The sequence below is a fragment of the Rhizobium sp. SG_E_25_P2 genome (genome assembly GCF_029892285.1).
Taxonomy (GTDB): Bacteria; Pseudomonadota; Alphaproteobacteria; order Rhizobiales; family Rhizobiaceae; genus Rhizobium_E.
The window spans coordinates 95,600-122,573 of sequence record NZ_JARXVM010000009.1 but is presented as its reverse complement, the minus strand read 5'-3'; the positions used below and the strand labels follow the sequence as shown (position 1 = coordinate 122,573).

General features: G+C 62.2%; 21 protein-coding genes. 12 read left to right on the top strand and 9 right to left on the bottom strand.

All coding sequences use genetic code 11. The annotated features are described in order from the left end of the window. Positions 1-14 precede the first annotated feature (14 nt). The 4 genes from M2360_RS14160 to hutI are packed head-to-tail and all read right to left on the bottom strand — an operon-like array spanning position 15 to position 5,044. A complete protein-coding gene (locus M2360_RS14160) occupies positions 15-563 on the bottom strand; it encodes a HutD family protein (RefSeq protein WP_280775836.1) in 549 nt (182 codons plus the stop codon). After that, positions 563-2,239: a urocanate hydratase gene (hutU, locus tag M2360_RS14155; RefSeq protein ID WP_280775835.1), complete on the bottom strand. Its 1,677-nt coding sequence runs from the start codon at positions 2,237-2,239 to the stop codon at positions 563-565. Before hutU ends, M2360_RS14160 begins: the two co-directional genes overlap by 1 nt. A 31-nt stretch (positions 2,240-2,270) precedes the next feature. Beyond that, a complete protein-coding gene (hutH, locus tag M2360_RS14150) occupies positions 2,271-3,806 on the bottom strand; it encodes a histidine ammonia-lyase (RefSeq protein WP_280775834.1) in 1,536 nt (511 codons plus the stop codon). Beyond that, complete coding sequence (hutI, locus tag M2360_RS14145; RefSeq protein ID WP_280775833.1) at positions 3,803-5,044, bottom strand: imidazolonepropionase; 1,242 nt, start codon at positions 5,042-5,044, stop codon at positions 3,803-3,805. The genes hutH (M2360_RS14150) and hutI overlap by 4 nt, the downstream gene beginning before the upstream one ends. Positions 5,045-5,155: 111 nt before the next feature. Here hutI and M2360_RS14140 point away from each other — a divergent pair, with 111 nt between their 5' ends. The 3 genes from M2360_RS14140 to hutH (M2360_RS14130) are packed head-to-tail and all read left to right on the top strand — an operon-like array spanning position 5,156 to position 8,793. After that, positions 5,156-6,502 (top strand): formimidoylglutamate deiminase, encoded by a 1,347-nt coding sequence (locus tag M2360_RS14140; RefSeq protein WP_280775832.1) that lies wholly within the window; start codon positions 5,156-5,158, stop codon positions 6,500-6,502. A 60-nt stretch (positions 6,503-6,562) separates the two neighbouring features. Next, positions 6,563-7,303 (top strand): histidine utilization repressor, encoded by a 741-nt coding sequence (hutC, locus tag M2360_RS14135; protein ID WP_280775831.1) that lies wholly within the window; start codon positions 6,563-6,565, stop codon positions 7,301-7,303. Then, the gene (gene hutH, locus M2360_RS14130; RefSeq protein WP_280775830.1) at positions 7,300-8,793 is read left to right on the top strand and encodes a histidine ammonia-lyase; all 1,494 of its coding nucleotides are present in this window, start codon (positions 7,300-7,302) and stop codon (positions 8,791-8,793) included. Before hutC ends, hutH (M2360_RS14130) begins: the two co-directional genes overlap by 4 nt. Before the next feature lie 14 nt (positions 8,794-8,807). Here hutH (M2360_RS14130) and repC read toward each other — a convergent pair whose 3' ends face one another. From repC to repA, 3 genes are all read right to left on the bottom strand, one after another. Then, complete coding sequence (repC, locus tag M2360_RS14125; RefSeq protein WP_280775958.1) at positions 8,808-9,959, bottom strand: plasmid replication protein RepC; 1,152 nt, start codon at positions 9,957-9,959, stop codon at positions 8,808-8,810. A 396-nt stretch (positions 9,960-10,355) separates the two neighbouring features. Further along, a complete protein-coding gene (gene repB, locus M2360_RS14120; protein ID WP_280775829.1) occupies positions 10,356-11,420 on the bottom strand; it encodes a plasmid partitioning protein RepB in 1,065 nt (354 codons plus the stop codon). Positions 11,421-11,422: 2 nt separating this feature from the next. After that, positions 11,423-12,667 (bottom strand): plasmid partitioning protein RepA, encoded by a 1,245-nt coding sequence (gene repA / locus M2360_RS14115; RefSeq protein WP_280775828.1) that lies wholly within the window; start codon positions 12,665-12,667, stop codon positions 11,423-11,425. Between the two features lie 573 nt (positions 12,668-13,240). On the opposite strand from repA, the gene M2360_RS14110 reads away from it, so the two are divergent. Genes M2360_RS14110 through M2360_RS14075 form a run of 8 tightly spaced genes read left to right on the top strand, consistent with a single transcriptional unit; the run spans position 13,241 to position 21,700 of the window. Then, entirely contained in the window at positions 13,241-14,656 is a 1,416-nt protein-coding gene (locus M2360_RS14110) for an aldehyde dehydrogenase (protein ID WP_280775957.1), read from the top strand. Between the two features lie 49 nt (positions 14,657-14,705). Further along, entirely contained in the window at positions 14,706-16,007 is a 1,302-nt protein-coding gene (locus M2360_RS14105) for an ABC transporter substrate-binding protein (protein WP_280775827.1), read from the top strand. A gap of 15 nt (positions 16,008-16,022) precedes the next feature. Further along, positions 16,023-16,775, top strand: a complete 753-nt coding sequence (locus tag M2360_RS14100; RefSeq protein ID WP_280775826.1) for an ATP-binding cassette domain-containing protein — start codon at positions 16,023-16,025, stop codon at positions 16,773-16,775. Then, positions 16,772-17,500, top strand: a complete 729-nt coding sequence (locus M2360_RS14095; protein ID WP_280775825.1) for an ABC transporter ATP-binding protein — start codon at positions 16,772-16,774, stop codon at positions 17,498-17,500. Before M2360_RS14100 ends, M2360_RS14095 begins: the two co-directional genes overlap by 4 nt. Beyond that, on the top strand, positions 17,497-18,393 hold the full coding sequence (locus tag M2360_RS14090; protein WP_280775824.1) for a branched-chain amino acid ABC transporter permease: 897 nt from the start codon (positions 17,497-17,499) through the stop codon (positions 18,391-18,393). Before M2360_RS14095 ends, M2360_RS14090 begins: the two co-directional genes overlap by 4 nt. Beyond that, positions 18,390-19,436 carry a branched-chain amino acid ABC transporter permease gene (locus M2360_RS14085; RefSeq protein ID WP_280775823.1) on the top strand — a complete coding sequence of 349 codons (1,047 nt, stop codon included), beginning with the start codon at positions 18,390-18,392 and terminating at the stop codon, positions 19,434-19,436. Before M2360_RS14090 ends, M2360_RS14085 begins: the two co-directional genes overlap by 4 nt. A gap of 5 nt (positions 19,437-19,441) precedes the next feature. Next, complete coding sequence (locus M2360_RS14080; protein WP_280775956.1) at positions 19,442-20,227, top strand: coniferyl-alcohol dehydrogenase; 786 nt, start codon at positions 19,442-19,444, stop codon at positions 20,225-20,227. Between the two features lie 24 nt (positions 20,228-20,251). Continuing rightward, positions 20,252-21,700, top strand: a complete 1,449-nt coding sequence (locus tag M2360_RS14075; protein ID WP_280775822.1) for an aldehyde dehydrogenase — start codon at positions 20,252-20,254, stop codon at positions 21,698-21,700. Positions 21,701-21,738: 38 nt separating this feature from the next. Here M2360_RS14075 and M2360_RS14070 read toward each other — a convergent pair whose 3' ends face one another. After that, positions 21,739-22,635 carry a LysR family transcriptional regulator gene (locus M2360_RS14070; protein WP_280775954.1) on the bottom strand — a complete coding sequence of 299 codons (897 nt, stop codon included), beginning with the start codon at positions 22,633-22,635 and terminating at the stop codon, positions 21,739-21,741. A 4-nt stretch (positions 22,636-22,639) separates the two neighbouring features. Then, a complete protein-coding gene (locus M2360_RS14065) occupies positions 22,640-23,110 on the bottom strand; it encodes an Lrp/AsnC ligand binding domain-containing protein (protein ID WP_280775821.1) in 471 nt (156 codons plus the stop codon). A 156-nt stretch (positions 23,111-23,266) separates the two neighbouring features. Between M2360_RS14065 and putA the strand changes: the two genes are divergently transcribed. Then, a complete protein-coding gene (gene putA, locus M2360_RS14060; protein ID WP_280775820.1) occupies positions 23,267-26,962 on the top strand; it encodes a trifunctional transcriptional regulator/proline dehydrogenase/L-glutamate gamma-semialdehyde dehydrogenase in 3,696 nt (1,231 codons plus the stop codon). Positions 26,963-26,974: the final 12 nt, after the last annotated feature.

The window sequence follows — 26,974 nt, the reverse complement described above, 5'->3', positions numbered from 1 at the left end:
GTTCTCCCGGCGGATCACGCATCCGCCGGCGTGATATCGATCCTCAGCAGCACGCCCTCGCCTTTAAACTCCATGGTTTCGCCCAATTCGAGACAGACCACGTCCAATGGCGCGAGTTGCGTGTCTCCGACATCCAGTCCACCCTCCAGGATCAACACAAAGGTCAGGCTTGCCGCCTCCACGTTGCCTGGCGAGAGTAGCGAAACCGCGTGAGAAAAAATCCCCCGGCGCGTCATCACGTTGAAATCGACCGTTGGGCCGCCATGGTTGCGGCTTGATATCTCAAGATCGCCAGAAAAAGAAAACGGCGCGCCGGCGACGTGCAATTCGACACTTTCATCGGGCAGATCAAGCGTCATGCCCTTGCCGGAGAGCAGCGTTATGGTCCGGTCGATCCCGGGAAAGACGGAAAAAGGGCCATCCTCCGCCACATGCGCGATCGACAGCCGCCAGCCGAATTCATCGAGACCAGCGCCGTCCGGAAAGGACGCGACCTCTTCGGTCACGCCCTTGCCGTTCTTCCACGGCATTTTCCGATAGTCGTCCCGCCGTAGGATGCGCATCAGTTGCCCAGGATGCCCGGCAGGCGCAGACCCTTGTCGTCCGCGCATTCCAGCGCAATATCATAGCCGGCGTCGGCATGACGCATGACGCCGGTCGCCGGATCGTTCCAGAGGACACGCTCCAGCCGGCGCGCCGCATCATCCGTGCCGTCGGCGCAGATCACCATGCCCGAATGCTGGGAATAGCCCATGCCGACGCCGCCGCCGTGGTGCAGCGACACCCAGGTCGCGCCCGAGGCGCAATTCAGGAGCGCATTGAGCAGCGGCCAATCTGAGACGGCATCCGAACCGTCCTTCATCGCTTCGGTTTCGCGATTCGGCGAGGCGACTGAACCGGAATCGAGGTGATCCCGGCCGATGACGACGGGCGCTTTGAGTTCCCCGTTGCGCACCATTTCGTTGAAGGCGAGGCCGAGCTTGTGGCGATCGCCCAAGCCCACCCAGCAGATGCGCGCCGGCAGCCCCTGGAAGGCGATGCGCTCACGCGCCATGTCCAGCCAATTGTGCAGATGCTTGTTGTCCGGCAGCAGTTCCTTGACCTTGGCGTCGGTCTTGTAGATGTCCTCGGGATCGCCCGACAGGGCGGCCCAGCGGAACGGGCCGATGCCGCGGCAGAACAGCGGACGGATATAGGCCGGCACGAAGCCGGGGAAAGCAAAGGCGTTCTCAAGCCCCTCGTCCTTGGCGACCTGGCGGATATTGTTGCCATAATCCAGCGTCGGCACGCCCATGTTCCAGAAGTCGACCATGGCCTGAACATGCACCTTCATCGAGGCGCGGGCGGCTTTTTCGACCGATTTGGGATCGCTTTCCTGCTTGGCGCGCCATTCGGCAACCGTCCAGCCTGATGGAAGATAGCCGTTGATCGGATCATGGGCGGAGGTCTGGTCGGTGACGATATCGGGCCGGACGCCACGACGCCCGAGCTCGGGGAAAATGTCTGCCGCGTTGCCGATCAGGCCGACGGATTTCGCCTCGCCCGCCTTGGTCCACTGGTCGATCAGCGCGAGCGCCTCGTCCAGCGTGTGCGCCTTGGCGTCAAGATAGCGGGTGCGGAGCCGGAAATCGACGCGAGTTTCATCGCATTCGACCGCCAGGCAGCAGGCGCCGGCCATGACGGCGGCGAGCGGCTGTGCGCCGCCCATGCCGCCGAGGCCGCCGGTCAGGATCCACTTGCCCGTCAGATTGCCGTCGTAATGCTGGCGGCCCGCCTCCACGAAGGTTTCGTACGTGCCTTGGACGATGCCTTGGGTGCCGATATAGATCCAGGACCCCGCCGTCATCTGGCCATACATGGCCAGGCCGCGCTTATCGAGTTCGTTGAAATGGTCCCAGGTCGCCCAATGCGGCACCAGATTGGAGTTGGCGATCAGCACGCGCGGCGCATCCTTATGCGTGCGGAACACACCCACAGGTTTCCCCGACTGCACCAGAAGCGTCTCGTCTTCGTTCAGATCCCGGAGCGTCGCGACGATTTTGTCGAAGTCATCCCAAGTGCGGGCGGCGCGACCGATGCCGCCATAGACCACCAGATCATGCGGCCGCTCGGCGACGTCGGGATCGAGATTGTTCATCAGCATGCGCAAGGGCGCTTCGGTCATCCAGCTTTTGGCGGTCAGTTCAGTGCCGGTGGCGGCGCGGACGTCGCGGATATTGTGGCGGGGATTGGCGGTCATGTCGGTTCCCTCTGTTCGTGATTTTTAAATGTCAGCTTTCGAGCCGCGGCAAGAGGCCGGGCGAGATGCTATCGGTGAGCCCGCCCTCGGCAATAAGGCGGGAGGCGGCGTCGAGATCACCGGCCATGTAACGGTCGACTTCGAGCGTCCGCACAACCGCGCGGACGGCGGCCATGGCCTTTTCGAGTTCGGGACTGGTGCGCAGCGGCGCGCGGAATTCCACGCCTTGCACCGCTGTCAGCGCTTCGATGCCGATAATGGCATTGAGATTATCGGTCATCTGCAACAGGCGGCGCGCGCCATGGCAGGCCATGGAGACATGGTCTTCCTGATTGGCCGAAGTCGGGGTCGAATCCACCGACGCGGGATGAGACATCTGCTTGTTTTCGCTCATTAAAGCAGCCGAGGTGACTTCGGCGATCATCAGGCCGGAATTGAGGCCAGGCTTTTTGGCGAGGAAGGCCGGCAGTCCGTAAGATAGCGCGGGGTCGACAAGAAGCGCGATGCGCCGCTGGGCAATCGCGCCGATCTCGCAGATCGCGATCGCGATCTGGTCGGCGGCAAACGCCACCGGTTCGGCATGGAAATTCCCGCCAGAGACGACGGAATTGTCTGACAGCACCAGCGGATTGTCGGTGACGGCGTTGGCTTCAATTTCGAGCGTGCGGGCGGCCATGCGCAACAGATCGAGGCAAGCGCCATCGACCTGCGGCTGGCAGCGGATGCAATAGGGATCCTGCACCCGTTCGTCGCCATCGAGATGGCTTTCACGGATTTCGGATCCGGCCAGCAACGAACGGAGCGCGGTCGCCGCGTCGATCTGCCCCTTGTGGCCGCGCAGCGTATGAATGTCGGGGTGGAACGGCGCCGAGGAGCCCATGGCGGCGTCGGTCGACAGAGCGCCAGTAATCAACGCCGACCGCGCGGCGCGATGGGCGCGGAACAATCCGGCCAGCGCAAGAGCCGTCGAGGTCTGCGTGCCGTTGATCAGCGCCAAGCCTTCTTTCGCCGAGAGGACCACCGGTTGAAGACCGGCTTTCGCCAAGGCGTCAGCGGCCGGCATCCGCACGCCCTCGAAGAACGCTTCACCCTCGCCGATCATCGCCGCCGCCATATGGGCGAGCGGGGCGAGATCGCCGGAGGCGCCGACCGAGCCTTTTTCCGGGATGACCGGGGTTACACCTTTTTCCAGCATGCCCTCGATCAGCCGGACAAGCTCGAGACGAACGCCGGAAGCGCCGCGGCCAAGCGAGATCAGTTTCAGGGCCATGATCAGCCGGACAATGTTTTCGGCGAGCGGCGCTCCGACGCCGCAGCAATGCGACAGGATGAGATTGCGCTGCAGCGTGGCGAGATCGGCGCTGTCAATCTTGATCGAGGCGAGTTTGCCGAAGCCGGTATTGACGCCGTAAACGGGCTCATTGCCGGCGGCGATTTCGGCGATGCGACGCGCGGCCTTGTCAATCCCCGCATCGAAAGAGCGTTCCAGCCTCGCCGGTGCGGAAGTCCAAAAAATCGTTTCGAGGTCAGTGAGCGGCACGGAGCCGGGATGGAGCGTGATGGTCAAAGCGAGATCCTTTCGCCTTTAAAAACATGCAGATGCAATGGGTTGAAGCCGATGCGGTAGACGAGTTCGGCTGGGGTCTCGACATTCCAGACGGCGAAATCGGCGGATTTTCCGGTTTCAAGAGATCCGGTTTCAGCCGAGATCCCCAGAGCGCGGGCGGCGTTGCGGGTCGCGCCGATGAGGCATTCTTCCACCGTCAACCCGAACAGCGTCGCCGACATGTTCATGGTCAGAAGCAGCGAGGTCAGCGGCGAAGTGCCGGGATTGCAATCCGTTGCGATGGCGATGGGCGCTCCGGCAGAGCGGAGCGCGGCAACCGGCGGCTTGCGGGTCTCGTGTATGGCGTAGAAGGCGCCGGGCAGAAGCACCGCGACCGTGCCCGACGCCTGAAGTGCGGCAACACCCTCATCATCGAGATATTCGACATGATCCACCGAAAGCGCGTCATAGGATGCCGCGAGCTTGGCGCCGCCGAGGTTCGAAAGCTGCTCGGCATGCAGCTTGATCGGCAGGCCGAGTTCCCGCGCATGGCGAAACACAATGTCAATCTCGGCGACCGAAAAGGCGATGCCTTCGCAAAAGCCGTCTACAGCGTCTGCGAGCCCCTCGGCTTTGGCCTGAGCCATGCCCGGAAGCACGACGTCGGCGATATAATCTGCGTTGCGGCCTTTGTAGGCTGCCGGAGTTGCATGTGCCGCCAGATAGCTGGTGATCACCCGCACCGGCCTGATGTCGCCGAGCCGACGGGCCGCGCGGAGCATGTTGAGTTCGCCTTCGATCGTCAGCCCGTAACCGGACTTTACTTCGATCGTCGTGACGCCTTCGCCGATCAACGTGTCGAGCCGCGGCAAAGAGGCTTCGACCAGTTGCTCGACGCTCAGGGCATTGGTCTGACTGACGGTGGAGACGATGCCGCCGCCGGCGCGGGCGATGTCCTCATAGCTGGCGCCGGCAAGACGCATTTCAAATTCACGGGCGCGGTTGCCGCCATGGACGATATGAGTGTGGCAATCGATAAGGCCGGGCGTGACCCACCGGCCTTCGAGATCATACACAGCCGCGTCGGTCAGCATTTCGCTGGAGGGAAGATCACCTTCCTCGCCCACAAAAGCGATCCGCCCATCCCGCACGAGAAGCACGCCTCTGTCGATGGCCCCGAGTCCCTTGCAGGACAACGCCATGGTAGCGATGCGGGCGTTTTTGTAGAGCGCGTTTGGTCGCGAAAAAATCTGGTCCATGCTCGATATTCCGCTTCAATCTTTTTAATTCATGTATATACATAATAATCGAGAGGCAAGCGAAATTTTTAAGCGCCTTCAGCTAGGACAAGACAAACGGAGAAGACGCCGATGACCCGACTTCACGCAAAGACCGCCCTCACCACCTCCGGCTGGGAAAAGGACGTCCGTTTGACGCTTGCGGATGGACGGATCGCGGAGTTGGAAACCGGAGTTGCGGCGATGCCCGACGATCAGACCTGTGACGCGCTCATCCCCGCCATGCCAAACCTCCATAGCCATGCGTTTCAGCGCGCCATGGCGGGACTGGCCGAACTTCGCGGACCGGGCGCCGACAATTTCTGGAGCTGGCGCAGCATCATGTACAAATTCGCGCTGACGATGACGCCCGATGACATGGAAGCCGTGGCGGCGCAGCTGTACATGGAAATGCTGGAAGCCGGCTTCGGCCGCGTCGGCGAATTCCACTATGTCCATCACGACAAGGATGGCGCGGCCTATGCCGATATCGGCGAACTCGCCAATCGCATCATGGCGGCCTCCAGCGAGACCGGCATTCATCTCACGCTACTACCGGTGTTTTACGCCCATTCCGGCTTTGGCGGCCAAGCCCCGATCGACGGACAGCGGCGTTTCATCAACTCGATCGACAGCTATGCCAGATTGATGGAGGCCTGCCGGTCTCGCATCAAAGAGCTCCCCGGCGCGCGCCTCGGCATCGCGCCGCACAGCCTCCGCGCCGCGACACCGGAGGAGTTGAAAGCAATCATTCCGCTCGCCGAAGATGGCCCCATTCACATCCATATTTCAGAACAGGTGAAGGAAGTCGAAGACTGCGTCGCCTGGTCGGGCGCGCGACCAGTGGAATGGCTGCTCACCAACATGCCGGTCGATAATCGCTGGTGCCTGATCCACGCCACACACATGACCGGGGCGGAAACCGAAGCCATGGCGCGGTCGGGCGCGATCGCCGGCCTCTGCCCGATCACCGAAGCCAATCTCGGCGACGGCGTTTTCCCGGCGCCGGCTTTTCTGGAGCATGGCGGCGCGTTCGGCGTCGGATCAGATTCGAATGTTCTAATTTCCGTTTCTGAAGAACTCCGGACACTCGAATATTCCCAGCGTCTGTCGCTGCGCGCCCGCAATGTCGTTGCGCCGGCAGGCGGCTCGACCGGTCGGCGGCTGTTCGATGGCGCGCTGGCTGGCGGATCGAAGGCGCTCGGCGCGGGCGTATCGCTCAAGGTCGGCGACACGGCCGACTTCGTCAGTCTCGATTTGTCGGAAACGCCTCATCTCACCAACGACCAGATCCTCGATCACTGGATCTTCGCCGGCCGCCTCAGCGTCGATGCGGTCTGGACCGCTGGCGTCAAACGCGTCGAAGGCGGCCGCCATCTTCAGCGGGACGCCATCAGCCGCCGTTTTCATGCGGCGATGGCGAGACTTCTTTCCGCCTGATCTTTCCGGCGATCAATAGCCGGTGTAAGCGCGGCCCGGAACAGGACACGAGGCGGATCCATGGAAACAAGCAAGGAATCCTTGCATCAGAAAATTCTGAGCGACATCGAAACCCGCATCGTCTCGGGACAATGGCCGCCGGGTCATCGCATCCCCTTCGAAGTGGATCTCGCCGAACACTACGGCTGTTCGCGGATGACCGTGAACAAGGTCATGACTCAGCTTGCCAATTCCGGCCTGATCGAACGGCGAAAGAAGTCGGGCAGTTTTGTCGCCTTTCCCAAGGCCCAGTCCGCCATCCTCGAAATTCATGATATCAAGGCGGAGGTTCAGAGCCTCAATCTCGCCTATAGCTACGAGATCGCCAGCTTCGTAACCCGCAAGGCGACGGCTGATGACCGCAAGCGTCTCGAACTGACCGCAGGGGCGCGGGTGGCTGACATCGTCTGCCTTCATTTCGCGGCAAACCGCCCCTTCTGTCTCGAAGAACGGATCATCAATCTCGATACGGTGCCCGAGGCCGCCAAACCGGACTTCTCCCAGAACGCGCCAGGCCCGTGGCTGTTGAAGGAAGTCCCCTGGAGCGCCGCCGAGCATCGCATCACCGCGATCTCCGCGAGCGCTGACGTCGCCGCCAGGCTCGACATCGACAAAAGCGCCGCCTGCCTCGCGGTCGAGCGTCGCACATGGAGCGGCGCGGGTCCCGTCACCCATGTGAAATTCACCTATCCCGGCGATCGGCATACCCTCGTCGCCCGCTTCACGCCGCCCGCCCAGACCCTATCCGGAGCATCGAAATGACCGTTCTTCTCAAAGACACGCTGACCTGGCCGGATGTCGCCCGCATCGCTTATGGTGAAAACCTCGAACTCGCGCCAAATGTCTGGGCCCGGATTGAACAGGCGAGCGCCGTCGTCGAGGCGATTGTCGAGAGCGGAGTGCGCGCTTATGGGATCACGACCGGCGTTGGCGCTCTTGCCGATCGCGTCGTCAGCCGCCAACAACAGGCGGCGCTGTCGCGTCACATCCTGCTCAGTCATTCAGCCGGCGTCGGCCCGGCATTGCCGAGACCGGAAGTACGCGCAATCATCGCCGCCCAGATCAACAATTTCGCCCATGGCCATTCCGGCGTCCGACCCGACATCATCCGCTACTATCTGAAATTTCTCGAAACCGGCCTCACGCCGGTGACGCCGTCTCGCGGTTCGGTCGGTTATCTCACCCACAATGCCGCAATTGCTTTATTGCTGATCGGCGAGGGAAAGGCCGAACTGAATGGCGAGATCCTTGATGGAAAGGCTGCGCTGGAAAAAATTGGCCTTGCGCCTCTCACTCTCAGAGCCAAGGAAGGCCTGAGCCTCGTCAACGGTTCGGCTTGCGCCACCGGTCTTTCCAGTCTGGCCGTTTCTCGCATGGCGCGTCTTTTGGACTGGGCGGACGCGATTGCAACATTGACGCTTGAAGCCGCCGGCGCGCAGGTCGACGCGCTCTCTGAATTCGCTGTATCGATGCGCCCCTCACCCGGAAGTCTGGAGGTCGCCCGGAAGATCGAGACCTATATCTCCGGCAGTGGCTTAATTGCCGCAGCAAAAGGTCGTCGCACCCAGGACGCTCTCAGCCTCAGGGCCATACCGCATGTGCATGGCGCGGCGCGCGATGTCTTTGCCGCCGCTGCGGTGACCGTCAATCAGGAACTGGCCTCGGTTACCGACAATCCCTTCGTCTCGGGAACGCCCGACCAGCCTCATGTCCAGTCGGAGGCGCATGCGGTGGCCCCGCATCTCGCCCAGGCCATGGACAGTCTCGCCATTGCGCTCGCGCAACTGTCGATCATGAGCGAACGCCGCCTCGACAGACTGGTCAGTCCCCTGGTCAGCGGTCTGCCCGCCTTTCTCGCAAAGGATGCCGGCGCCCATTCCGGCTTCATGATCGCGCAATATACGGCCGCCGGCCTCGCCAATGAAAACCGCCGGCTGGCTATGCCTGCCTCCGTGGATGGCGGCGTCACCTCTGCGCTGCAGGAGGATTTCCTGGCCAACCCGACGCCGGCAGTCAACAAACTTCTCGCTGCCCTGGACAATGCCGAATATATCTTCGCCATCGAGCTGATGGCCGCAGCGCAGGCCCAGGATTTCGTGGCGGGGGAGGGCCAGCGGGCACCTACCACCGAGAAACTTTACAAGGCCGCCCGCCGCCAAGCTTCATTTTACGCTGACGACCGGCCTCTGAACCCGGACATCGAGGCGCTGCGGGTCATGCTGCACGCCTCCGACTGGTCTGAATTCCGATAAAGCAGGACCGAGCCCTATTTGACCTTTCTTTCGAGCGCCTGAAGCATCGGCAGGATGCTGAAGGCGCCGGCTTCCGCTTTGGCCGTGAGATTGCGCAGGTAGCCGCCAGGCGATTTGATCTCTTCCGCCCTTTCCAGCATCACGGCAATAACAACGGCGGCCGCCTCTTCGCCCATGGCTGCGCGCGCTTTACGCCACGCATCCGGTGATACGCCCAACATCGAGCGGACGAGATCCGCTGTTTTGATGAGATCGCTCCAGCCTCTTACGCCCTCGCGGGCATAGTCCAATATTTGCGGGCAAATCTTCTGCAATCGCGCCAGGCTGACCATCGCCTTGCGCTGAGGCGCTTCGCTCTTTTCTATTTCATTGCCGTTAGATTCAATAATCTTATCTGTATTTGAATTCTGATTATGGCGCTCAATTTGAGAGTCATTGGCGCTCATTTCTTCTTCAGACAAGGCCTTTAGATAGGTGTTTTCTACCTTGCTTCTCAATAGGTTGAGCTCGGTCCTCGTTTGCCGGAGCAATTCCGTATCGGCTTTGCGCGCAGCCTTCGAGCGAATAGTGGCGAGTTGGGCGGAGAAATCGAGCCAGTCGCCTACGCGTCCCTCCTCAAGAGCGATCTCAACGATCTTGGCGATGTCGCGTTGATGCAGCGTGATTTCAGTTCTGAGAGACCGCTGCAGTTTCTCGACTTCGCGGGCCTGTTCCGCCAAGTCGAAGATTTCGTCGGCTTTGAGCGCTAAAGGCGAAAGATCGAAACCGAACGCCTCTTCGACGGCGCCATGATCGCCTCGGCGGCAGTAGCGTTTGCCATTGGCGCTGTCGCGTCGGAAGATGAGCCCAGCCTCCACGAGCGCCGCAACATGCCGTCGAATGGTGGCAGGCGACATGCCTCGCGCCCGCAAAGACAATTCGCGATTAGACGGGAAAACGATGATCGGCTTGGCGCCATCGAGTTCACGTTCGGCAGCGAAACTCGCCAGCGCATCGAGAAGGGCGATCGCCCGATCGTTCAGCCCGTAATGCGACTTGGCCTCGGTCAGCGCCCTGAGCAGCCGCCACTTGTCGGCGCGGCCTGTTTCGTTGCCGCCCTCGCCGCCTTGCAGCGCTTGCTGGCGCTCCGTCACGTCGATCTGGCGCTTGAAAAGGCGCGCAGACATCTTGCCGCCGCCGAAAGGCGTCGTTCCAGGTCGTTCGATCATGTCCAGTCCCCTGATCAAGAAGACAAGCGGGCCTGAAACGGCATTTCGACGGGACACAGGTCATCATTGCCCGCAAGCATGCCTGCGAAGCGCGTCAAGCCATGAAATTCAAGTCGCAACAAAGGGTTCGTCGTCTGCGAAAGGCTCCGCAGGAAGCAACGAATGAACTTTGCGGCGCACGAAAAACGCGGCCGACTCTTGACTTTGATCTCGGGAAGTGATTCTCTTGGAGTGCTACATCAAAGAGGGCTTCCGAAATGGCAACGTTTTGGGGCCTTTTTTCTTGTCTCGATGTTCCCTTTCTCTTATGTCAACGCCGCCACAGGGGCTGTGTCCAGCCCCCGCGACCTGTCGTCACGACCCCGCCTTTGCGGTGAATCGCGCATAGTCCTCCGCCATCCGTTCGATCGCGACCTCGATAAAGGCCTGATCCGCATCGGCGGCGAATTCTATTTTTACAGTCTTGCCCTGGCGGTTCACGCGCGCGAACACCTTGCCATCAGGCGCCATCAGTGCTTCCGGGGCGGCTTTATCCGAACGGGCCTTTCTCGACAGGCGTTCGAACAGCATCTGGAACCGTTCATCGCTCGCCGACGATTTAAAGCGCTCCGATGCGATTTCCGACTCCGCTTTGTTTTTGGCGCCGTCGTCGTCGAACAATTGACCCAGCGCCATCCAGCGCTCGCGGCCGATCTTCGGGGCGGGACCAATGGCCCGGATCAGCGCGTCGGGCACACTGTCGGCCACCTGCAGGAGACGGGACAATTCGCTTTTCTGCACCGCGAGCGCATCGCAGGCGATCTTGCGTTCGAACCCGCGCGAAATCAGCGCCTTGGCGAACAAAGCGCGTTCGATGAAAGAGAGATTGCGCCGCTCGGCGTTTTCCTTGCCTTGCGCCAGCACCAATTCGTTGTCGGAGAGATTGCGAATGACCGCCTTGACCTTGAGGCCGAGGCGATGCACGGCGCGCAAGCGACGATGACCATAGGCAACTTGGAAATGGCCCTGCTTTTCCGGATGCGGACGCACCAGGATCGGCTGCTGCTGGCCGCTTTCGCGAATGCTGTCGACCAATTGCAGAAAATCGGGGTCGTCGCGCTCTTCCTCGCTGAGGCGATCACTGATGAAAGAGCCCGACAGCTTATCGGTGTCGAGCGATACGATGCGTTCGCCCTCCTCCAAAGCCTGGCGCAGGACGCGAGCTTCCTCCGCTTCCCGGGTGATATTGGTGAGCGACAGACCCATGGCCTTGATCGCGCCGGAAGCGGCGCGCGGCGGCGGCGCGGACGGTTCGGCGACAGGCGTCTGGGGCGCGCCTTCGGGAGTGATGGCCACGGTGAGATTGGTCACGTCGCCCGAAGGGATGGCCGCGTCACCGAACAGCGCTTTCAGCGAATTCTTGCGATCACGCCCCGCCATTTTCAGCGTCCCCATGCCGTGTGAATGAGCTTTTCGATCTCGGCGTTGACGGCGTCGAGGGACTCCATCGCACGATCATAGGTTCCGCGGCTGAAATTCTCGCGTCCCACTTCGTAAAGCGTCTGCTTGGTGAGGCCGGCGTCGGAGACCGCCGTCGACTTCAACATCGGCGCGGTCAACACCCGATCGCCGAACAGCGAGCGGAGGAAGCCGACGATCTGGGTCTGCGGCCCGTCATGCGGCTCGAAACGCGTCACGAGATAGCGGAGAAAATCGAAGTTCAGCGAACCGCCGGCTTCGCGCACCACGGCGAGCAGATCAGCCGTCATGAACAGAAACTGGCTCATCGAGGCGACATCGAGCATCTGCGGATGCACGGTGACGATAACCGATGTCGAGGCGCAGAGTGACGACAGAGTGAGATAGCCAAGTTGCGGCGGGCAATCGAGAACCACCACGTCATAATCGTCCGCCACCGTTTCCAGCGCCTGCTGGACCCGGGCGAAGAACAGGCTGTTTTCATCGCCCGGCTTCCGCGTCGACAGCGCTCGCGGCGTCTGGTGCTCGAATTCCTGCAATTCGAGATTGCCGGGCACCAGATCGAGCCCATGAAAATAAGTCTTGCGGATGATTTCCCGCAACGGCCGCACTTCGTCGTCGTAGCGGATGGCGCCGTAAATCGTGTCGTTGCCGCTCAAATCGAGTTCAGGCTGATAGCCGAACAGCGCCGAGAGCGACGCCTGGGGGTCGAGATCGACCGCGAGCACGCGATGTCCCATCATGGCAAGATATTGAGCAAGATGCACCGCCGAGGTGGTCTTGCCGGAACCGCCTTTGAAATTGGTGACCGAAATCACCTGCAAATGCTCGTTCCGCGCCGGGTCGCGCCATTTGAGATAGGTGCGCGCCTTGGCCTCATTGCCCTTGGCGAGCGCCTGATCGGCCAGGAATCGCCGGAGCGCGTCGATGTCGGCGAGGGAATAGTAACGCCGCCCGGCCGAGCCAATCTGCGGCTGAGGTCCTTCGCCGGCCAGCGTCAACTGCCGCAGATAACCATCAGAGACGCCGACCAACCGCGCGGCCTCGCCGGAGGTGAACGACCTCAGGGTCTTTTGAGACGCGGGCGCAAACAGACGTTCGCGCATCGCCTTTAACTGCGCCGACAACGCCTGCGCGTCGAGCGCGATTGTCTCGTCGGCGGACCGGCCTGCTGCTTTGTCGACGTTCATGCTGGACGGGATAGCCATCCAAATCTCCGTAAGTAATGGTATTGTCCCCGCAAGCCCGGCGTCATGCCGGCTCTTAACGGTGCGTCAACCTTTGACGCATCCCTTCCACGATTCTCGCCGATTTGAAATACGCGCAAGGACGAAACTAACAGGAAGCGATGTCAATTACGGCGAAACAAGCATTCTTCGCCAAACTCCGTAACAACGGTGCGACAGACGATGAGTCGCGTCAAGATTTTTTTGGGCTGGCGCCGGGATGCGGCTGCCCACGACGCAAGCCTCGCACAAGCCTCCATCTCACGCAGTTTCGCCAGAGAGATCAATTGCTCCACACTCGAAGTGAGCTTTTGCCGCGCCTTGAGCCGGGAGAAGGATGCTTCGTGACACGAGATGACCTGTTTACAACATGTATCACCCATTTTTTCACATTCTTTAATCCTCCCTCGCCGCTAGTGTTGCGGCTGCCTTTGGGAGGAGGCGTCAATGGGCACAAAGCCGATAGCGACGGAAAGGGATTTGACAGGGCGGACATCAGACCGCCGTCGCTCCTTCGCGCCATTCCAAACGAATCTGCTGATCAACGGCCAGTCGATGGCCGCGCAGAATGGCGCCGTTTACGAACGGATCGGCCCAGTGTCTGGCGATCCGGCAACGATTGCATCGGCAGCCACGATCGAAGACGCGCAGACAACTGCGCTTGCCGCCGCAGCCGCCTTTCCGCAATGGTCCGCAACCTCTCCCGCCGCACGCCGTTCATTGCTGACAAAAGCTGCGGAGATCTTGCGAAACAAGCGCGAGGCCGCCGCCGAGCGAATGATGGCGGAGATTGGCGCGACCCGCCACTGGTGCGACGAAAATGTCGATTTCGGGGCTGAAATCCTGCTGGACGCAGCCGCAATGACCACCATGATCAGCGGTGCGGTGCTTCCGACCGACAAGACCGGCATGACCTCCTTTGCCTTGCGGCAGCCGGCGGGCGTCTGTCTGGCGATGGCGCCCTGGAATGCCCCTTTGCTGCTCGGCGTCCGTTCGATCGCCATGGCGATCGCTTGTGGAAATACGGTAATCCTCAAATCCTCGGAGTTATGCCCGGCCAGCCATCGATTGATTGGCGACGTAATGACCGAGGCGGGCTTTCCCCCCGGCGTCGTCAATGTGATCAGCAATGCGCCGGCGGACGCTTCCGTCGTGGTGGAGGCTCTGATCGGGCACCCGGTCATCCGGCGCGTCAATTTCACCGGTTCCACGCGCGTGGGCCGCACGATCGCTATGATGTCGGCGAAATATCTCAAGCGCAGCCTGCTGGAGCTCGGCGGCAAGGCGCCCTTCATCGTACTCGATGACGCAGATCTCGATGAAGCCGTTCGCGCTGCGGCCTTCGGCGCATTTTACAATCAGGGACAGATCTGCATGTCGACAGAGCGGATTATCGTGGTCGACAGCATTGCGGACGCCTTTGTCGAACGTTTCACCGCCAAAGCGAAAACGCTGAGGGCTGGGGATCCGGCTCGCGGCCACCTGCCTCTCGGAGCGCTGATCGCCGCCGATTCCACGCGCCGCGTTCGTGCGATGATCGACGATGCAGTGAGCAAAGGAGCGGTGCTTCGCGCCGGCGGCGACGCGCGCGACGCCTTCATGGACGCGACCGTCGTTGACCAGGTGACGCGACCGATGCGGCTTTATCATGAAGAGAGCTTCGGGCCGGTCGCCTCGATCATCCGCGTCGAGGACGTGGAGGAAGCAATCTCGGTGGCCAATGATTGCGACTACGGCCTGTCGGGCGCTGTGTTTGGACGCGATGTCGGACGCGCGCTGCAGGTGGCGCAACGCATCGAATCCGGCATCTGTCATATCAATTCAGCGACGGTCGAGGACGAACCTCACATGCCGTTCGGCGGCGTGAAAGCGTCGGGTTATGGCCGCTTTGGAGGACAGGCGGCACTGGATGAATTTACGGAATTGCGATGGGTCACCATCGCGGAGGGGCCGCGCCACTATCCGATTTGACGGTTAGGCGCGGAAATTTGGAAACGAAATCCACATGGGAGGTGGAAAAATGACGGTTCATGACAAGACTATTACTGGCGTAACGCGCCGCGAACTGATGGCGGGCGCTGGCGCGCTTGTCGCTGCTACGGCCATGGGCGCGCGCCCTGCATTCGCAGCCGACGTCATCAAGGTCGGCTTCATCAGCCCGCGCACGGGTCCGCTCGCCGGCTTCGGCGAAACCGACGGCTACGTGCTCGACCTCGTGCGCAAGTCGCTCGCCAATGGGTTGGAGATCGGCGGCAAGACGTATCAGGTGGAAATCCTCGACCAGGACACCCAGTCCGATCCGTCACGCGCCGGCCAGCTGGCCAAGGACCTGATCAACAATCAGGGCATTGACCTGATGCTGGCCGTCTCGACCCCTGAGACCATCAACCCGGTGTCCGACGCCTGCGAAGCGGCGGGTGTGCCCTGCCTCTCCACCGTCATGCCCTGGGAAGCCTGGTATTTCGGCCGCGGCGCCAAGCCGGGACAGCCCTCGCCGTTCAAATGGACCTATCATTTCGGCTTCGGCGTCGGCGAGTTCCACAAGACCTATGTGTCGCAATGGAATCTGATCGAGACCAACAAGAAGGTCGGCGTGATGTATCCCAACGACGCCGATGGCAACGCTATTCGCGCCAATCTCGCGCCGCTGCTCGAGAAGGACGGCTTCACCATTATCGATCCCGGCGCTTACGAGACCGGCACCACCGATTTCTCCAGCCAGATCGCACTGTTCAAGCAGGAAGGCGTCGAAATCATCAACACTTTCCCGATCCCGCCGGATTTCGCCACCTTCTGGCGCCAGGCGGCCCAGCAGGGCTTGCATCGCCAGGTGAAGATCATCCAGGTGGCCAAGACAGGCCTATTCCCCTCAGGCGTCGAGGCGCTGGGGCAGTTGGGCGTCAATCTCGGCAGCGCCGCCTATTGGCACAAGGCTTTTCCCTACAAGTCCAGCGTGACGGGCGTCTCCGGCCAGGAATTGGCGGACGGTTACGAGGCGGAGTCTGGCAAGCAGTGGACGCAACAGCTCGGCGCGACGCTGTCGCTGCTCGATGCCGGCTTCGATACGCTGAAGAAATCCGCCGATCCCAAGAGCAAGGATGCGGTGGTCAAGACGCTGTCGACGCTGAACACGGTGACGATCGCCGGCAAGGTCGACTTCACATCCGGCCCGGTGCCGAATGTGTCGCCCGGTCCGATTATCGGAACACAATGGGTCAAGGCGCCGGAAGGCTCGAAATTCCCGCTGGATTACGTGGTGACCGAAAACGCCACTGATCCGAACGTGCCGGTGGGAGCCAAGCTCCTGCCCTATAACGGCTGAGGCGCGCGAGGCGACATGCTATATGCGGAAGAGACAGGAACCGGCGCGGGCCGGTTCTCGGGAAAAGGCATCTACAAGCGTTTCGGCTCGCTGAGCGTTCTGGAAAATGTCGATTTCTCGATGGGAATGACCGAGGCAGTCGGCATTGTCGGTCCCAATGGGGCCGGCAAGACCACGTTGCTTGCAACGCTTGCGGGCGCTTTTCCGCCAAGCGCTGGCAGCGTGGAATTCGCCGGCCAGAACGTGACGCGCCGATCTGCTGCGGAGCGCTGCCGGTTGGGCGTGGTGCGCACGCATCAGGTTCCGAAACCGTTTCTCGGCATGACGACCTTCGAAAATGTCTATGTCGCGGCGTCTCATTCCGACGTGAGAAACCGCGATGAAGCCTATGACCGGGTCATCCAGTCACTTGACGTCTGCGGCATGCTGCCCGTCGCAAACCGCAAGGCTGAGACGCTCGGCCTGCTTGACCGCAAGCGGCTCGAGCTCGCCCGGTCGCTCGCCACCCATCCCAAAGTGATTCTGCTCGACGAGATCGGCGGCGGCCTTACCGATTCAGAAGCGCAGGAGCTTGTCCACACGATCCAGGGGCTGAAGGGCCGCGGCGTCGGCATCGTCTGGATCGAGCATATCGTCCATGTACTGCTGCAGGTGGTCGATCGGCTGATCTGCATGGACGCCGGCCGCATCATCGCCGATGGCGAGCCCAAAGCGGTGATGTCGCATCCCGAAGTCGTCAAGGCCTATCTCGGCGGAGGCCCCGCATGAGCATTCTTGAGATCCAGAACCTCACGGCCCGCCATGGCCTGTTGGAAGCAGTCCGCGGCGTGTCCTTTTCCGTCTCCAAGGGCGAGACGCTGGCGCTTGTCGGCGCAAATGGCGCAGGAAAAACGACGTTGCTCAGAACGCTTGCGGGAGGCCATGCCGCAGCCGGCGGCAAGATCCTGTTGAACGGCGATGATGTCACCGCCCTTCCCTCCCATAAACGGGTCCGCGCCGGCATCGCGCTCGTGCCGGAGGGCAGACGAATGTTCGCCTCGATGACCGTGCGGGAAAATCTCCTGCTCGGCGCGGAAGCCGGTCGCAAGGGCGACTGGTCGGTCGAGCGCGTGCTGGAAATCTTTCCAAATCTTCAGAAGCGGCTGCATTCCAAGACCGGGCATCTTTCAGGCGGCGAGCAGCAGGCGACCGCCATCGGCCGCGCCCTGATGAGCAATCCCGATATCCTCATTCTCGACGAAGTGTCTCTCGGCCTGTCGCCACTGATCGTCGATCGGGTCTACGCATCGCTCGATGGCCTGATGAAGTCGGGAACCACCATTATCCTGGTCGAACAGGACCTGACGCGCGCCATGCGCGTCGCCGATCGCCTGCTCTGCATGCTGGAGGGTCGCGTGGTTCTCGAAGGCCCCGCAGCATCGCTGACGCGGGACCAGGTGACCGACGCCTATTTCGGTCTCGGCCGCGCGCAGGGCAAGGAGATACACGCATGATCAACCAGCTCATCCAAGGCCTTCTGCTCGGCGGCTATTACGCGCTGATCGCCTGCGGCCTCTCCTTCATGTTCTCTGTCATGCGGATCATCAATCTGGCCCATGGCAGCCTAGCGGTCGCCTGCGCCTATCTGTTGTTTGTTCTGACCGAGAAGGCCGGGCTGCCGCTCTGGCTCTGCTTCATCATCGCCATGGCCGTGATGGCCGTGGCCGGCTGGCTGATCCAGCGCCTCATTCTCGACCGTTCGGCGCGGGCTGGACAACTCCTGCCGATCCTGTCGACCTTCGGCCTCGCCATGGTCATCGACAATGCGCTGTTCGAGCAATTCGGCGCAGACACCCGCTCGCTCGCCAACGCCATCGGCGATCTGTCCTGGGAGAGCTGGGAGCTGCCGGGCGGGCTCTATGTCGGCAAATTGCCTGTCTATATCTTCCTCACCGCTGTTGCTCTGCTGGCAGGGCTGCAACTGATGCTCAGCTACACCCGGCTCGGCCGCGCGATCCGCGCAACGGCTGAAGATCCTGACACCGCCGGGCTCGTCGGCATCGACGCCGCCAAGGTCAATGCGGCGGCGGCAGCGATTGCGATGATGACGGTGGCCATCGCCGGAATGTTTCTGGGCATGCGCGCCACCTTCGACCCCTATTCCGGCGCGCCGCAACTGCTATTCGCCTTCGAGGCCTCCGTTATCGGCGGCGCGGGCTCGCTTTGGGGCACGCTGATCGGCGGCATCGTGCTGGGAATCGCCCAGTCGCTCGGCGCCTCCATCCATCCGCTCGGCTTCCTGATCGCCGGTCACGTCACCTTCCTCGTCGTGCTGCTCGGCAGGCTGTTCCTGCCTGAACTCGCATTGCTTCCGGCCAAACTTCTCGCGAAAGGACGCGCCGCATGAGCCGCTCCGCAACAGATTCCCTGCCGACCGCAGCGTCGGTCGAACGTTGGACGCCTGCGTCACGCCGCGCGGCCTGGTCGGTCGCAGCAATCCTTGTTCTGCTCGCTCTAGCCCCTGCGGCGATGGGACCGGGCCTGATCGACCGCATGACCACCCTCTTCATCTATGTGATCCTGGCGGCAATGTGGAACGCTCTGGCCGGCTTCGGCGGATTGGTGTCGGTGGGTCAACAGGTGTTTTTCGGCCTGGGCGCCTATTTCACCGTGCGCATCGCCGATCAGGGCCTCGACCCGTTCGTATCCATGGGCATCGCAACCGTAATCGTCGCCGGCGTTTCCTATCCTCTATCGCTCGTCATGCTCAGGCTCAAGGGCGGCGAATTCGCCATCGGCATGTGGGTCGTCTCGGCGCTGACCCATATGCTGGTCAATCTCGACAGTCTCATCCAGGGTGAAACCGGCACCTCGCTGATCTCGCTCAACGCCTATGACGCCGGCCCTCGCCGCGCGATCATCTACTGGCTGGCGCTTGTTGCGATGACGGCGATTCTGGGCGCGCTCTTCGCTCTGCTTCGCAGCCGCACCGGAGCCGCCATCCAGGCGATCCGCGACAATGAGGACGCAGCTCGCGCTCTTGGAGTCAATGTCGACGGCGCCAAAAGATTGATTTTCGTGCTCGCCGCGCTCGGCATTGGCGCCGCTGGCGCGCTCTGGCTCGCCAGCGCCACCAGCTTCCAGCCCAAAACTTATTTCTCGGTGCAATGGACCGCCTACATGATCTTCATGGTGCTGGTCGGCGGCATCGGAACCTTCGAAGGCGCGATCCTCGGGGCGATCATCTTCTTCATCATCGAAACCTGGTTTGGCGCCTTCGGCGTCTGGTACCTGATCGGGTTGGGGCTCGCCGCCCTGCTGTTTTCGCTGTTTGCCCCCAAGGGCATCTGGGGGGCGATTGAACAGCGCACCGGACTGTCGCTGATGCCGGTGGGCTACCGGCTCAAACTACCGCAACATCTGCAAAAAAGACTGAGAGAAAGGGAGTGAACACCATGCTTCTCGGCAAGACCATCGTCGTGACCGGCGCCTCGTCCGGCATCGGAGCCAGAACCGCCGAACTCGCGATTGCCCAAGGCGCTGACGTCATCGGCGTCGATATTCGGGAGCCCGCCGCGCCGCAGGCAAATTTCATCGCCGGCGATCTATCGAATCCCGCCGGTATTGCAGCCGTCGTAGACCGCATGCCCCAACGCGTCGACGCCGTGCTCAATGTTGCGGGCGTGTCGGGCGTGATCGGCGCCGAAAGAACGCTGGCGATCAATTTTTATGGACTGCGCGCCTTCAGCGAAGCCATTGCGCCCAAAATCCGTGAAGGCGGCTCTGTCGTCAACGTTGCCTCCATAGCCGGCTATGGATGGCGCGCCAATCTCGCCCGCGCCAAGGCGATGGTCGGCGTAGAAGGCTTTCCCGACATCGCCGCAGTAATTGCCGCAAACGGCGTCAACAATGAGGAAGGCTATCCGCTCTCCAAGGAATTGCTTCTGCTCTGGACGATGATGGCGGCGCATCAGCCGCTGTTCAAGTCGCGCGGCATTCGCGTCAACGCCGTCAGCCCCGGCCCGGTCGAAACGCAAATTCTCAAGGAATTCCGTTCGGTGCTGGGAGACGCGAAAGTCAATTCCGACATCGACCGCGTCGGGCGCGCCGGCAATGCATCCGACATTGCGCCCGTGGTGCTGTTCATGGCCTCCGACGCCGCGCGCTGGATCAACGGCGCCAACATCGCCAATGACGGCGGCCTTGAAGCTTCCATCAACGCCGACGTTCTCGGCTTCTAAGTTTACGTGAAGAAAGGACTGAACATGATTGAAATTCAACAGATCATCGGCGGCAAGAAGGTCGGCTCCGAATCCGGCGCGACCTTCGACCGGATGGATCCCTTTACCGGCGAAATCGCCACCCGCGCCCCGGCCTGCACGGTCGAGGATGTGAAGGCTGCGGTGGCCGCAGCACAGGCCGCCTTTCCGGCCTGGTCGCAGACCGGCCCCGGCCAGCGCCGCACGCTTCTCCTCAAAGCGGCCGACATCATGGACAGCAAGGCAGGCGACTTCATCCAGCTGATGATCACCGAAACCGGCGGCACCGCGCCATGGGGCGGCTTCAACACCATGCTCGCCGCCAACATCCTGCGCGAAGCTGCAGCGATGACCACCCAGATCCAGGGCGAAATCATTCCTTCGAACAAGCCGGGAACGCTGTCTATGGGCGTGCGTCAGGCGGCGGGCGTCTGCGTCGGCATCGCGCCCTGGAATGCGCCCATCATTCTCGGCACCCGCGCGGTGGCCATGGCGATCGCCTGCGGCAACACCGTCATCCTCAAGGCGTCCGAAGCCTGCCCGGGCATGCATGTGCTGATCGGCCAGGTGCTGGTCGAGGCCGGGCTGCCGGATGGCGTGATCAACGTCATCACCAATGCGCCGAAAGACGCCGCACAGGTGGTCGAGGCGCTCATCACCGCGCCGGAAGTCCGCCGCGTGAACTTCACCGGCTCCACCAAGGTCGGCAAGATCATCGGCGAACTCTGCGGTCGTCATCTGAAGCCGGCGCTGCTGGAACTCGGCGGCAAAGCCCCGCTGATCGTGCTCGATGACGCCGATATCGACGCGGCTGTCAACGCCGCCGCCTTCGGCTGCTACATGAATATGGGCCAGATCTGCATGTCCACCGAGCGGTTGATCGTGCATGAGGCGGTGGCCGACGAATTCGTCGCCAAACTCGCCGCCAAGGCGTCTGGCCTGCCCTCTGGCGACCCACGCGGTCATGTGGTGCTGGGTTCGCTCGTCAATCCCGAAGCCGCCAAGAAGATGGAAGACTTCATCGCCGACGCCATCAACAAGGGTGCAAACCTTGTGGCTGGCGGTAAGGTGACCGGCAGCGTGGTCGAGGCGACCCTGCTGGACGGCGTCAAGCCGGGCATGCGCAGCTATGACGAAGAAAGCTTCGGCCCGGTCAAGCCCGTTGTCCGCGTCAAGGATGAAGAAGAAGCCATCCGCGTGGCCAACGACACGGAATATGGTCTGTCCGCCGCCATCTTCAGCCGCGACATCCAGCGCGCGATGTCGGTGGCTCAACGCATCCAGTCCGGCATTTGCCATATCAACGGCCCGACGGTTGGCGACGAAGCCCAGATGCCGTTCGGCGGCGTCAAGGATTCTGGCTACGGCCGCTTCGGCGGCAAGGCGGCGATCGCGGAATTCACCGATCTCCGCTGGATCACCATCGAAGATCCGCATCAGCACTATCCGTTCTGATCGATCGCGCAATAACGGCGGCGCGGGCGACCGCGCCGTCATCTCTCATTGGCGGTCTCCAAAAGCAGCCATTCTCGAAAAGCCTGCAAGGGCGGATAAGAAGCGCGCTCGCTCGGCCAGACGAGATAATAGGCGCCGTCGCTTCTCATCGGCAGGTCGATGACTTTGACCAGCCTCCCCGACGCCAATTCGTTTTCAATGAGAAAGTCCGGCAACAGCGCCACGCCCATCCCGGCCATCGCCGCCTCGCCGATGGTGGAAAACTGATCGAACAACATGCCTCGAACGCTGTCATCAGCTGCGCCGTGATGCCGAAGCCACCGCTCCCAGGCATCGGGACGGGTGGTCAGATGCAGGAGCGGCGCGTCCCGCACTGATGCCGCGTCGCGGAAATCATAACGAGACTTAAGATCCGGGCTGCACACCGGCGACACGGTTTCGCCGCGCAGCATTTCCATCTCGCCGCCCTGCCATTCCGGTCCTCCGAAATGGATCGCGGCATCGACGGGGTCGAGACGAAAATCGAAATAACTCAGCCGGGTCACCAGATTGAAGCTGACGCCGGGATGCGCCTCCAGAAATTTTGGCAATCGCGGCGCGAGCCAGCGCGCGCCAAATGTGGGCAGCACGGCGAGGTTCAATGTCCCACCAAAGGGATTGGCGCGTAGATTGAGCGAGGCGGTGCTGATCAGCCTCAAAGCATCTCGGATGTCCCGGGCATAGGCCTCGCCGCCGGCAGTGAGCCGGATCGTCTGCTTCTCACGGTGAAAGAGTTCGACGCCCAATTGCTCCTCGAGCGCTCTAATCTGCCGGCTGACCGCGCTCTGGGTCAGCGACAATTCACGGGCCGCCGCCGTAACACTGCCGGTGCGCGCCGCCGCTTCGAAGGCCGAGAGATAGTGAAGGGCAGGAAGGAAACGCCGGGGGCTCTGCATCATCTCAACCCCAGTTTTCCTTGACCGATTCCATCACCACATTGGTCGAGGTGCTGGCGACGAAGGGCAGGCTGGAGATCTTTTCGCCAAGAACCTGGCGGTATCGGTGAATGCTCGGCGTACGAATTTTCAGGAGATAATCGAAACGCCCGGCGATCATGTGGCATTCCTCCACCTCCTTGATCCGCTTTACGGCGGCGTTGAAACTGGACAGAGCCTCTTCACGGGTGTCGGTCAGTTTCACCTCGGCGAAGGCGACGTGATCGAGGCCTATCTTGATCGGATTGAGCACCGCCTTAAAGCCGTCGATATAGCCATCGTCGATCAACCGACGCATGCGGATCTGGCAGGGCGTTTTCGATAGGCCGACCCTCGAGGCGAGATCGGTCACGGAAATGCGGCCATCCTCGGCGAGCACATCCAGGATCCTGAGATCGAATTGGTCTAAATCACCATCCGTGACGGCTTTTCTCATCTCTTTGCCTGATTAATGACTACACTTTAGTCGATACGTTTATTTTCCAGCATATTTTTAGTCAAGCAATTCCGCATGAAAGGCGCTATGATCCTCGTCGAGAAAACCCGTGCATCCGCCCGGTTTTGCGCCCTTGAGCCCCCAAAGAGGTGATCCATGTCCCAGACCGCCGCTTCGCCCGCACTTCAATCCGAACCGACGCCGTTCAGCGATTTCGCGCCGCAGGTCCGGGCGCAATCGGCGTTGCGTCACGCGATCACGGCGGCTTACAGACGGCCTGAGACGGAATGCCTGCCGCCGCTGCTGGATGCTGCAACGCTTTCTTCGTCGACGAGCGCCCAGGCGCAGGCCACCGCCCGCAGCCTGATCACGGCGCTCCGCGCCAAGCATAAGGGAACCGGCGTCGAAGGATTGGTGCAGGAATATTCGCTGTCGAGCCAGGAAGGCGTCGCGCTGATGTGTCTCGCCGAAGCGCTGCTGCGTATTCCCGACACCGCCACCCGCGACGCGCTGATCCGCGACAAGATCGCCGAAGGCGATTGGAAGTCGCATATGGGCGGCGGCCGCTCGCTGTTCGTCAACGCTGCGACCTGGGGACTGGTCGTGACAGGCAAACTGGCCTCCACCGTCAATGACCATTCGCTGTCGGCGGCGTTGACCCGGCTGATCGCCCGCTGTGGCGAGCCGGTGGTGCGTCGCGGCGTAGACATGGCCATGCGGCTGATGGGCGAGCAATTCGTCACCGGCGAAACCATCGACGAAGCGCTCCGTCGCGCCCGGCCGCTGGAAGAGCGCGGCTTCCGCTATTCCTATGACATGCTCGGCGAAGCGGCCACCACAGCCGCCGACGCCGACCGCTATTATCGCGATTATGAAAACGCCATCCATGCCATCGGCAAGGCCGCCGCTGGCCGCGGCGTCTATGAAGGCCCGGGCATTTCCATCAAGCTGTCGGCATTGCATCCGCGTTATTCCCGCGCCCAGGCGGCGCGGGTGATGGGCGAGTTGCTCGGCAAGGTGAAGGCGCTTGCCGCACTCGCCAAGCGCTACGACATCGGCCTCAACATCGACGCCGAGGAAGCCGATCGCTTGGAGCTCTCGCTCGATCTGCTGGAAGAATTGTGCCTCGACGAGGCGCTGTCGGGCTGGAACGGAATGGGCTTCGTGGTGCAGGCCTATGGCAAGCGCTGCCCCTATGTGCTTGATTATATCATTGATCTCGCCCGCCGTTCGCGTCGCCGCATCATGGTGCGTCTGGTCAAGGGCGCTTACTGGGACGCCGAGATCAAACGCGCACAACTCGACGGGCTGGATGGCTTTCCGGTTTTCACCCGCAAGATCTATACCGACGTCTCCTATATCGCCTGCGCCCGCAAGCTTCTGGCGGCGACTGACGTGATCTTCCCGCAATTCGCAACCCATAACGCGCAGACGCTCTCGACCATACTCCATATGGCCGGGCCGGATTTCCATGTCGGAAAATATGAGTTCCAGTGCCTGCATGGCATGGGCGAACCGCTCTATGAGGAAGTCGTCGGCGCCGACAAGCTCGACCGTCCCTGCCGCATCTATGCCCCTGTCGGCACGCATGAGACGCTGCTCGCCTATCTCGTCCGGCGCCTGCTGGAAAACGGCGCCAACTCCTCCTTCGTGAACCGCATCGCTGATCCGAATGTCTCGATCGACGAGCTGATCGCAGATCCCGTCGACATCGTCCGCGCCATGCCCGTGGTCGGCAGCCAGCATGATAAGATCGCCGCGCCCGCAGACCTCTTCGGCGCGCGTCGCAATTCAGCTGGTCTCGACCTCTCGAATGAAACGACGCTGGAACAGCTGTCGGCGTCCCTTAAGGCGACCGTTTCGACCGGCTGGCTCGCGGAACCGATGCTGGCGGGCGTTGAAACGCGGGGCACGACGCGGCTGGTGCTCAATCCCGCCAACCATGCCGACGTCGTCGGCCATGTCACCGAACTCGGAGCCGAGGATGCAGGTGCAGTGATGGCGGCCGCGGCGCTGGGAGCGGCGGACTGCGCCGCCACGGCGCCCGCAGAACGCGCAGCATGCCTGGACCGTGCCGCCGACCTCATGCAGGCGCGGATCGAAACGCTGATGGGAGTCATCATGCGCGAAGCCGGCAAATCCGCGCCCAACGCCATCGGCGAAGTGCGCGAGGCGATCGACTTCCTGCGCTATTACGCCGATCAGGCGCGTCGCACGCTTGGGCCTGCGCATCTGCCGCTCGGCCCGATCGTCTGCATCAGCCCCTGGAACTTCCCGCTGGCGATCTTCACCGGCCAGGTGGCGGCAGCCCTCGTCGCGGGCAATCCCGTCGTCGCCAAGCCCGCGCCGGACACGCCGTTGATCGCCGCCGAAAGCGTCAAGATTTTGCATGAAGCGGGCGTCCCCGTCTCTGCCCTGCAACTCGCACCCGGCGGCGGCGAACTGGGCGGCGCGCTGATCGCCGCGGCCGAGACGGCTGGTGTGATGTTCACCGGCTCGACCGAAGTCGCCCGCCTCATTCAGTCCAACCTTGCCGGACGGCTGTCAAAATCGGGCCGCCCGATCCCGCTGATCGCCGAAACCGGCGGCCAGAATGCGATGATCGTCGATTCCTCAGCGCTTGCCGAACAGGTGGTGGCCGATGTCATAGCCTCCGCCTTCGACAGCGCCGGCCAGCGCTGCTCGGCGTTGCGCGTGCTCTGCCTGCAGGACGATATCGCCGACCGCACGCTGACCATGCTGAAAGGCGCGTTGAACGAACTCAGCATCGGCTCCACCGACAGGCTCGCTGTCGATATTGGCCCCGTCATCAACGCCAAGGCCAAGTCAATTATCGAGGCGCATGTCGAGCGCATGACCGCGCTCGGCTGCAAGGTCGAGCGGCTTCCGCTCGGAGCCGATACGGAAAAGGGGACGTTCGTCGCCCCCACGATCATCGAAATCAAATCGATCGCCGACCTGAAGCGCGAAGTGTTCGGCCCGGTCCTGCATGTCATCCGTTACCGTCGCAAGGATCTCGACCGACTGCTCGACGCCATCAACGCCACTGGCTACGGCCTGACCTTCGGCCTGCACACGCGGCTTGACGAAACCATCGCGCATGTGACGAGCCGCGTTCGCGTCGGCAACATCTATGTCAACCGCAATGTCATCGGCGCGGTGGTCGGCGTGCAGCCCTTCGGCGGTCGCGGCCTGTCGGGAACAGGGCCCAAAGCAGGCGGCCCGCTCTATCTCGGCCGTTTGGTGGAGAAAGCGCCGGCGCCGCCGCAGATCAGTTCGGCCCATAGCGATGCGGCGCTGCGCGACTTCGCCTCCTGGCTCGACGCGCAGGGGCATGAAGACGAAGCGGAGTTCGCCCGCACGCTCGGCAGCCGTTCGGCGCTTGGTTTTGAGACCGAACTCGACGGCCCGGTCGGAGAACGGAACCTCTATGCACTGCACCCGCGCGGCCGCATCATGCTTGCGCCGCTCACGAAACAAGGGCTATTCCGCCAGTTGGCGGCGGCACTTGCGACCGGAAACACGGCCGTCGTCGACAAGGACGCCGGGCTTGGCGACCATCTCAAGGATCTGCCGCAGAGCCTGTCCGGCCGTCTCGTCTGGGCGAGCAACTGGGCTGCAGCCGGCCCCTTCTCGGGCGCGCTGGTGGAAGGCGACGCCGGCAGGATCACCGAAGTGAGCCGCCGCATCGCCGATCTCCCCGGCCCGCTGGTGCTGATCCAGGCGGCGACGAGCGAGGCTGTCGCCAGCGATGCCGACGCCTATTGCCTGAACTGGCTGCTCGAAGAGGTCTCGACCTCGATCAACACCGCTGCCGCAGGCGGAAACGCCAGCCTGATGACCATCGGCTGACGTTTCCGGATC